This window comes from Acinetobacter sp. UBA3025, assembly GCF_002367915.1.
Lineage (GTDB): Bacteria > Pseudomonadota > Gammaproteobacteria > Pseudomonadales > Moraxellaceae > Acinetobacter.
The window spans coordinates 1-8,741 of record NZ_DFDO01000193.1 but is presented as its reverse complement, the minus strand read 5'-3'; the positions used below and the strand labels follow the sequence as shown (position 1 = coordinate 8,741).

9 protein-coding genes and 1 pseudogene are annotated in these 8,741 nt (G+C 38.3%); 6 read left to right on the top strand and 4 right to left on the bottom strand.

All coding sequences use genetic code 11. The annotated features are described in order from the left end of the window. Positions 1 to 29 precede the first annotated feature (29 nt). Both B4J23_RS08050 and B4J23_RS08045 read left to right on the top strand, forming a co-directional pair. The gene (locus B4J23_RS08050) at positions 30 to 683 is read left to right on the top strand and encodes a hypothetical protein (protein ID WP_291359846.1); all 654 of its coding nucleotides are present in this window, start codon (positions 30 to 32) and stop codon (positions 681 to 683) included. Between the two features lie 620 nt (positions 684 to 1,303). Then, a complete protein-coding gene (locus tag B4J23_RS08045) occupies positions 1,304 to 1,528 on the top strand; it encodes a hypothetical protein (RefSeq protein WP_291359844.1) in 225 nt (74 codons plus the stop codon). Positions 1,529 to 1,795: 267 nt separating this feature from the next. Here the strand turns inward: B4J23_RS08045 and B4J23_RS08040 are convergent, their stop codons facing one another. From B4J23_RS08040 to B4J23_RS08030, 3 genes are all read right to left on the bottom strand, one after another. After that, complete coding sequence (locus B4J23_RS08040) at positions 1,796 to 2,146, bottom strand: hypothetical protein (protein ID WP_180068967.1); 351 nt, start codon at positions 2,144 to 2,146, stop codon at positions 1,796 to 1,798. 206 nt (positions 2,147 to 2,352) lie between these two features. Next, positions 2,353 to 3,006, bottom strand: a complete 654-nt coding sequence (locus B4J23_RS08035) for a hypothetical protein (RefSeq protein WP_291359842.1) — start codon at positions 3,004 to 3,006, stop codon at positions 2,353 to 2,355. 87 nt (positions 3,007 to 3,093) lie between these two features. Beyond that, positions 3,094 to 3,792 carry a 3'-5' exonuclease gene (locus B4J23_RS08030; RefSeq protein ID WP_291359840.1) on the bottom strand — a complete coding sequence of 233 codons (699 nt, stop codon included), beginning with the start codon at positions 3,790 to 3,792 and terminating at the stop codon, positions 3,094 to 3,096. 348 nt (positions 3,793 to 4,140) lie between these two features. Here B4J23_RS08030 and B4J23_RS08025 point away from each other — a divergent pair, with 348 nt between their 5' ends. The 3 genes from B4J23_RS08025 to rnk all read left to right on the top strand — a co-directional run bounded on the left by B4J23_RS08025 (position 4,141) and on the right by rnk (position 7,576). Further along, complete coding sequence (locus tag B4J23_RS08025) at positions 4,141 to 5,370, top strand: alpha/beta hydrolase (RefSeq protein WP_291359838.1); 1,230 nt, start codon at positions 4,141 to 4,143, stop codon at positions 5,368 to 5,370. Between the two features lie 154 nt (positions 5,371 to 5,524). Continuing rightward, positions 5,525 to 6,778 (top strand): serine hydroxymethyltransferase, encoded by a 1,254-nt coding sequence (gene glyA, locus B4J23_RS08020; RefSeq protein WP_004784306.1) that lies wholly within the window; start codon positions 5,525 to 5,527, stop codon positions 6,776 to 6,778. A 393-nt stretch (positions 6,779 to 7,171) separates the two neighbouring features. Beyond that, entirely contained in the window at positions 7,172 to 7,576 is a 405-nt protein-coding gene (rnk, locus tag B4J23_RS08015; protein ID WP_034171243.1) for a nucleoside diphosphate kinase regulator, read from the top strand. Between the two features lie 63 nt (positions 7,577 to 7,639). On the opposite strand, the gene B4J23_RS08010 is transcribed toward rnk, so the two are convergent. Beyond that, positions 7,640 to 8,128 carry a TIGR00645 family protein gene (locus tag B4J23_RS08010; protein ID WP_005236522.1) on the bottom strand — a complete coding sequence of 163 codons (489 nt, stop codon included), beginning with the start codon at positions 8,126 to 8,128 and terminating at the stop codon, positions 7,640 to 7,642. Positions 8,129 to 8,529: 401 nt separating this feature from the next. On the opposite strand from B4J23_RS08010, the pseudogene B4J23_RS08005 reads away from it, so the two are divergent. After that, a pseudogene (locus B4J23_RS08005) lies at positions 8,530 to 8,741 on the top strand (tellurium resistance protein); the annotation flags it as partial.

The following is an 8,741-nucleotide window of genomic DNA, read 5'->3' as shown; positions in this document are numbered from 1 at the left end:
TATGCTCACAATAAAAATGAGACATAGATATGAAAAAATTATTATTCATTGGGGTAATGATTGGGGCTTCTTCAGTTGCTGGAGCAAATACGCCTTTAGCTATTCAACATGGTAATCCTGCTCCAATAGATAAAGCAGTAATTCCGACTACGCCTTTTCATGCTCAAAAAAACCTAATAAGTCAGTACTCTTTAGCTTTTGGCTACGCCGGTTCAAAAATAGGGTCAGACAGTTTTTTTGGTACTGAATCATTCGATGGGCTGTTTATTAATGGTGAATATCAATCCCATCCGACGGCCAGCTTATGGGCTGAATATAAATTTCAAAGCTCAGATATTGATTACAATCAAGTTACAATGGGGATAAAAAATAAATTTCTGGAAAATGATCAGCTTTATTCAGCAGTTTCTATAGGTCTGGGAATGAGCTGGGTAGATGAAAGTGAAACGGATGCGGATCTTGGTAGAATCGATCTTGAATTGGATTATTTTACAATTCCCGCTGCATTGGAGGTCGGTTATAAAGTTGCTCCTGAAGCAAATTTATTTGGATCTTTTGGTTATCAATGGATGTTTAACCGTGATGCCAAGATTTGTATGAATGGCGCATGTGTCTCTGGCAAGAGTGATGATCTGGACTTGAATGGGGTTACTTATCAATTTGGTTTTCGCTATTACTTTTAGTGGCTAATCAATCGCCTTAATAGCGAACTCTTTTACTTAAAACTTGAAATTGTATTTAGATAAAATTATTTATATTTCACATAAATAAAGAATATTTTTATTAAAATTTAAATAGATAGGATATACAGATAGAAAAGAAGAGAGTTGTTTGCAGTGCTCTATTGATCCAGCCAAAATATTCTAATCTGCTTTTGAAAAAGCACAATTTAAATATTGTATAAGTCTTCTTTTAGAAGTGTAAAAGCGTATTGTAGGTAAAAAAAATCCTGCTATATTGAACTCATGGTAGGTCATAAAACGAAACGACGCTACCAATAAGTTGGACGGATCAATGACAGTTAGTTGAGTTCGAACTTAGGTTCAGGCAATAAATCTAGCACTAGCCATCCAACACAGAGCCCGCAGCGATGCGGGCTTTTTAATGCTAAATTTTAAGCGAGAGTTGTTAATCATTTCGACTCTTTTATTTGTATAGCACATTCTTCATTAGCGATTATATATAGTCAATAAAAGGTGTTCGCTAAAAAATCTTACATATTCGTTTGAAAGCCTTTCAAATAACTATGTTATAAGAATTCAGACAAGCAAATTTAATAATGCCAATAAAGGGAGGTATGACGATGACAGAAGATTTAATTGAAGTGCAAGTCAAAAACCAGTATGGCAAAATCCTGAATGTAAAAGCATTACTACGTGCTGATGCTCAGCATAGTGATCCGTCCCAGCGTTTGGAACAGCAAGTCGAATATATTGTAGTGGATGATGAGATTATCCGGCCAACGATTGAACTGTTATTTGCCAGTGAGCAGACCGACTGTATCTATCGTGTTTTGGACCCTAAATAAGGATCCGGGATTCATTAAGCTGCTTTGCGACCCTTAAAAATGATATAGCTCATCCAATGATGAGCTTGATTTTGATATCTTAGTTCAGCTTCTTTATTAAATAGTTTGATGCAGAATAAAAACTGATAAATTTAATTCAAAGAGATTGGATAAACTTCTATCATTTCTCAGTTTCTTAATTTTTTATGTTAAATAATATCAAGCTATCTACATATATGTATGATCTAAATGAACTTCTTCAAAATACGCTCTGAGAAAAGTATTATTTCAGAAATTTTTTAATGTGACATTTACATCATAACGGTCAAACTCGTCCAGAATTTGATGAAGTGTTTGCTGTCCGAGTTCATCTGCAGGCCTAATATGTACTTCCTGATTGGTCGCGCTGTCAAAACATTCAATTGTTTGAATTAGCCAATGATGTTCGATTGAACTCTTTTGAATTAATACCCGTCGTGGCTGTAATGCGTCACTGATCTGACGGGGCAGTACATAAGTAATCGCAAGTTGTATAGTGTCCAATTCTTCAGCTGGACTCAAAAAAGTGATTACCCAATTACCCACTTTACTGAGCTGCATGGGATTATCGAAGGCATCGAATTCAAGATAGTGTTGCATAAGCGTGGGAAGAATAAAAAGTAATACATTCTATATGGCTTTAAATCCTTAATATAGCTATGCATCTATAGTCGAAAGTAAATAAATACAACTACTTTTGAATGAATTAAAATTATATTTTTCAATTAAATAGAAAAATTTTTTCGCCGGATTTATTCATCTTTAAACTTAAGATAGACTTAAAAAGACTGAATCTATGAAGAGTTTTAAGCCTGAGCACGCAGCATGGATAAAGCATGGCTAATTTGCTTGAACAGTTGGTTTAACTCCTGTGAAGGCATGCGGCTTTCCTGGAGGAGTGTCAACCATTGCACCTGACAGACTTTTAAGGCATTGATATCTGGTGCCTGAGCAATATTTTGAATGTGTTGTTTGGCCAATAAGCCACAGTATTTTTTTAAACTGTCTAGCATCAAGCTGCGTACCTGTTCTTGGTTGAGTGCTATATAGGTAATGTCAGCAGGTACGTCAGGCACGTGGGTCGTGGCAACTAATGTCGTGGTAATCGGCGCTTCAAGATCGGCAGATGGGGCAGGACTGGTGATTGAAGTCTGAATATTTGATTCAGGAAAGTGTGGAAATGGGTCTTTTACTGAGTTATTAGCAGCCGCTGAAGTTTGTGCTGAATCTGTACCGACTGCTGTATTTGAAGTCTCTAACTCTTGTACTTCAATCAGTCCTATATCACACAATTGTTGCAGCAAATCATGTGGTGCAATACGCGCTTTAAACTGAGGTGTGAGTAAATCAAAATCTTCAGTGCCAATTAAAACCAAAAGACGTCTTTGACGTGCATTAAGCTCGACATTACGATGTTGAAGAACATGTAGACCCTTTGCAGTTTTTGAATAGCGCATCATACCTGAATGCCTTATATACAGAATTCAGGTAGATGCTAATATTAGAAAATTACACTAATATGAAGATGCTGTTAAATTTACTTAAAATTAAAGAGTTGTAATTGCAGTATTTTCTAAAGCCTTACGCAGATAAGGATCGAGATCCTCCTGACGAAGCAGCCATTGCACATAGTCAGCAGGCAGTTCAGCAATCGCAGTGCCACGATGCTTACCAAAATTGATGGTCCGTGGAATACGCGCATCTTCAGATGCCTCATAGAGTTCTTCAATACTGCTGATTTTCAGGTGATGCACAATATGCATCAGGATATTCGCAGTCAGAATAATATCCATATCAGCACGATGCGCTTTACGGATCATTTCACGGGCACGGTCACTGCCACGGGTGATCATATAAATCAGGGCAGAGATATTGTGGGCCTCAGCATCTGGCCATACGCGACGAGCCAAAGCGAGCGTACAAATCGCTTTAATATTAGATGAATTTACACCGCATTTTTCTAAGGCACGAATATCATAATCAATATTGTGACCAATGATATAAGTGGTTTCCTGTGGAAGTTCGAAACTGCTGTAATGTGGTTGTCCTTCCAGATCTGATTCCAGAATATGATGCACGGCCATGGCTGCAAAAGAAATCGGTTCATCACAGCTATAGAGCTGATCAAACAGTCGGCTTTTATCCAGACTAATTTTATGGTCTATGATCTCTATAGGCGCATAGGCAATTTCAATGGGTTGACCATTCAAGGTATGAGTTTCAGTATCGAGAATGATAGCCTGCATGACGGAAATATGCCTGAAAAAAGTGGATATCAAAATCTAACATTATTATTTCAATCCTGACAATTGAAATGCCGGATTTCAACTTTAATTGCAGACTTTTTGACTGATATAGAACATTTGTAATCTACACTATAAATAAAAGTTTTTAAAGTTTCTGTAAATATTTCCAGAACTTAAATTTATCATGTCGGAATGGTCATAAATTAAATTGCTATTTATTAGAAAAATAACAAAATAATCTCTTGTAATTAATGAAATAACTTGGGAAATTATTCTCTAGTTTTATCAACGGATAAAGATAAAACTTTAAAATCATGAGAGATAATAATTAAGACAAGGATAAGATCGATGAAACGTCATGTATTGACTGGTTCTCTACTCGCGCTAAGCATAGCTTTAACTGCCTGTAATGATAGCGATGATAATCGTTATTATGAATCCAAACCCGCTATTCCCGTGAATAATATCGACAATCCGGTTGTAGCAACGCCTGTGGCTTATACCGAAACGAACCTGACAGCTGTTGCCGATGAAAGTGTGGTTATGACCTATAAGATGTTAGGTACTAATAATAAGGAAACCCAAGCGACGGCACTGCTTTTCACTCCAAAAGGAACGCCTCCTGCAAAAGGTTGGCCTATAGTGGCATGGGCACATGGTACGACGGGTGTGGCCGATCAGTGTGCACCAAGTCGCAATGAAATAAATCCTTATATCAAAAATATGATTGCCGGATTTCTTCAAGCGGGATATGTGGTCGTTGCACCTGATTATGAAGGTTTAGGAGAGCCGGGTGGAAAAGAACTTCATCCTTTCCTTAATCTTAAGAGTGAAGCTTATTCAATTACCGATGCTGTAGTCGCAGCAAAAGACTATTTAGGTTCGGATGCCTCTAATCAATGGATGGCTGTCGGTCATTCTCAAGGTGGTCAAGCGGCTTTAGGCGCTGCCCAATATGCAGCACGTGCTTCTCAAATGACTTATAAAGGTACGGTAGCTTTAGCTCCTGCTTCTAATTTTAGTTTGATTTTGGCAGGTGGTGAGGCTCAAGCTGGACAAGAACCAGATCTGAATAAAAAGATTCAAACTCTAGCATCTTTAGATACTTTTACCGCGCTGATCGTCGCGGGATTGCGTAATCCGAATCCAAATCTGCAATATAGTCAGGTCTTTAAAACACCAACAGATGAGATTGCCAAGAATGCTGAAACAGATTGTTATGATGTATTAGGCAACAAATTCGGTACGGCAATGGGAGCTTATGCCCAAACCAATGGGAATCTGGAAGAATATCCGCGTACTCAAGCTAATTTTATGAGTATTCCAGTAGTGAAGAATTTCCTGGATAAAGACTCTCAGCCTTTACAGGTTAAAGTGTCTACACCTGTGATTATTTATCAGGGAGAGGCGGATTCTACTGTTCCAAAGGCTGCAACAGATGTTTTAGTGAGCTTAGCGAATCAGAAACAAACCTCGGTACGATATATTACGGACGGTTCATGGGATCATGGTAGCGTCTATGCACTGAATATCGCTAATATTATTTCAGATGTAAAATCTCTAATGCCAATTCAATAACTTATTTTTATCTCTATAGCTCATGTTTTTTTAAGCATGAGCTATTTTTATTGCAAACTGAATAAAGTTCATGATCGAAATTGGCAAAGTTCATGTTACAATACGCGCCAATCTTAGCACGGCTTAAAAGCCCTAATTTAATAGGACCTCGCTAATGTTTGCCAATATCTCTATTGCTGAATTTGATCCAGAAATCGCTCAAGCAATCTCTAACGAAGATGCTCGCCAAGAAGCGCACATCGAGTTGATCGCTTCTGAAAACTATTGCTCACCAGCAGTAATGGAAGCTCAAGGATCAAAACTCACTAACAAATATGCAGAAGGCTACCCAGGCAAACGCTACTATGGCGGTTGTGAATATGTAGATGTCATTGAACAATTGGCAATTGACCGTGCTAAAGAATTATTTGGTGCTGATTATGCTAACGTTCAGCCACATGCTGGTTCTCAAGCAAACTCTGCAGTTTACCTAGCGCTGCTTAACCCAGGTGACACAGTATTGGGTATGAGTCTGGCTCACGGTGGTCACTTGACTCACGGTGCGAAAGTAAGCTTCTCAGGTAAAACTTATAATGCAATTCAATACGGTCTGAATCCAGAAACTGGTGAGATCGATTATGAAGAAGTTGAACGTCTAGCTGTAGAACACAAACCACGTATGATCGTAGCTGGTTTCTCTGCATACAGCCAAATCGTAGATTGGCAACGTTTCCGTGACATCGCGGATAAAGTTGGCGCTTACCTGTTTGTAGATATGGCTCACGTTGCTGGTCTAGTTGCTGCTGGCGTTTACCCAAGCCCAGTTCAAATTGCTGACGTAACAACAACGACTACTCACAAAACTCTTCGTGGTCCACGTTCAGGTCTGATCCTTGCGAAAGCAAACGAAGAAATCGAGAAAAAACTTCAATCAGCTGTATTCCCAGGTAACCAAGGTGGTCCTCTGGTTCACGCGGTTGCTGCTAAAGCAATCTGCTTCAAAGAAGCAATGGCACCTGAATACAAAGCATACCAACAACAAGTGGTTAAGAATGCTCAAGCAATGGCTGAAGTTCTAATCGAACGCGGTTACGATGTTGTATCTGGCGGCACTAAAAACCACCTGTTCTTGTTGTCTCTGATCAAACAAGACATCACTGGTAAAGATGCTGACGCTTGGTTGGGTGCTGCACACATCACTGTGAACAAAAACTCTGTACCAAATGATCCACGTTCTCCATTCGTGACTTCAGGTATCCGTATCGGTACACCTGCTGTAACGACTCGTGGTTTCGGTGAATCAGAAGTTCGTGAACTTGCTGGTTGGATCGCTGATATCCTTGATGCTAAAGGCGATGAAGCTGTGATCGCTGCTGTTAAAGAAAAAGTTGCTGCTGTTTGTGCTAAATTCCCTGTTTACGCAAAATAAGCCTAACTTGAGAAAAGCCCCCTCAAGGGGGCTTTTTTATTGGGTGATATTTTTTCTGACTCATCTTCTGCTGCTAGCTTTTACGATGAGTTAAAAGGGAAGATAAGATCAAAGCTTAATCAATCCTATATAGAAAATACTTATCCTTTTATAAAACAAAGTTGAGAAATACAGATCCTATAAATCTGATTTCGAAAAGAGTATTGAGTTTTTCTAAAACTGGTTACATTCTTTGAAAAACAGCTTTATAAGTTGAGTTAAGACACAATTTTTTTAGCAGCTAAAAATAGATTTTTTATATTTGAACTTAATTTAATCTGATTAACCACTTAGAACCTAGATTCATTCGCTTTTTAAAGACTATTCAATCATTCATTAAACAAGGTAGTAAGAATGGCTAAACCAAAAATTATTTTATCTGAACAGGATGTGGAGCGTCTCGAAACCATGCTTGAAAATCAAGACAAGCTCAGTGAGACCATGCTTCAACTGGAAGATGAACTGGCTCGTGCTGAAGTGGTCAAGCCAGAGGACATGCCAAGCAATGTGGTGACCATGCATGCGCGTGCATTGCTGACGATTGCACCATCAACGGAGCCTGTAGAAATCACCTTAGTCTACCCGCATGAGTTTAAAGGTGAAAAAGGGCAAGTGAATGTCGTAGCACCGATTGGAACTGCAATCTTGGGCTTGGCAGAAGGACAGACCATTGAATGGCCACAACCTGATGGTCAGTTGATGAAAGTCACGATTGAAAAAGTGCTGTATCAGCCGGAACGAGAAGGTGACTATCTATAATTTTTTAGTTAATTCGCCGATATTAAAAAGCCCCTATAATCGGGGCTTTTTAATATCCATGTTTTAATGCTTTGTGAGTTTATCCAGATAACCCATAATAAATGCAGAAATCACAAAAGTCAGATGCATGATGATGTACCACATGATTTTGTCATTCTCGACGTTACGAGCATCCATAAAAATACGTAGTAAATGAATCGAAGAAATAGCTACGATGGAAGCCGCAACTTTAAGTTTAAGAGAATTGGCATCCATAGTACCGAGCCAGTTCAGGCGGGTTTTATTTTCATCAATTTTGAGTTGCGAAACAAAATTTTCATAACCTGAAAACATCACCATCACAATAAGTCCACCAACCATGGTCATATCAACCAGGGAGAGAATCACCAAGATCAGGTCAGCTTCAGTATATTCAAAAATATGTGGCAGGACATGAATCACTTCCTGAAAGAATTTTAAGGCCAGCAATAATAAAGCGAATGATAAACCAAAATAGACAGGAGCTAAAATCCAGCGTGCGGCATACATCGTATTATGAAAAAAACGTTCCATTTTATTCTCAGGTTACCTACTTTATTGTTGATCTTGATCATAAATAATTCATGCTTAAAATTCGAGAATTATTTATGTTTTATAATGCCTTATGAGTATTCTTAAGTTTAAAAAAAGCTTAATTAAGACCATAAATTAACTTGGCATTTATTGTGCTTATCCTTATTTAGTTGGTTATTAGCCTATTTGAGGCCGATGGGAAAGGTTATAGAGAGAAACAGCAGGTTATAGTCAAAATAATTTGTACAAAAAATGGCTGTATGCCAAACTTAATTCCAACAATATCTTCAACTTATATAAAGAAAATTCTATGGCTTGAAGCATTCCTTTGCAAAATGCTACATGTTATGTTGAATGAAAAGACGTACTATAAAAATCGAATTCATTGAGTTTAAAGGGCCATGTCACAGATAGATGTTTTGATTCCAATCCAAGACATTGCAGTAGAGCAGAGCGAGATTCTAAGTATCAAGCGCAACAAACTTGTGCCTTTACTCCACGATCAATACAAGCTGAATCATTATGCGGACTCACTTATTCAGGCGCAGGCAGTACTATTAAATGGGGTAGATCCCCATCTGACCCAACAACTGAGCCAGACGATTGAACAGCT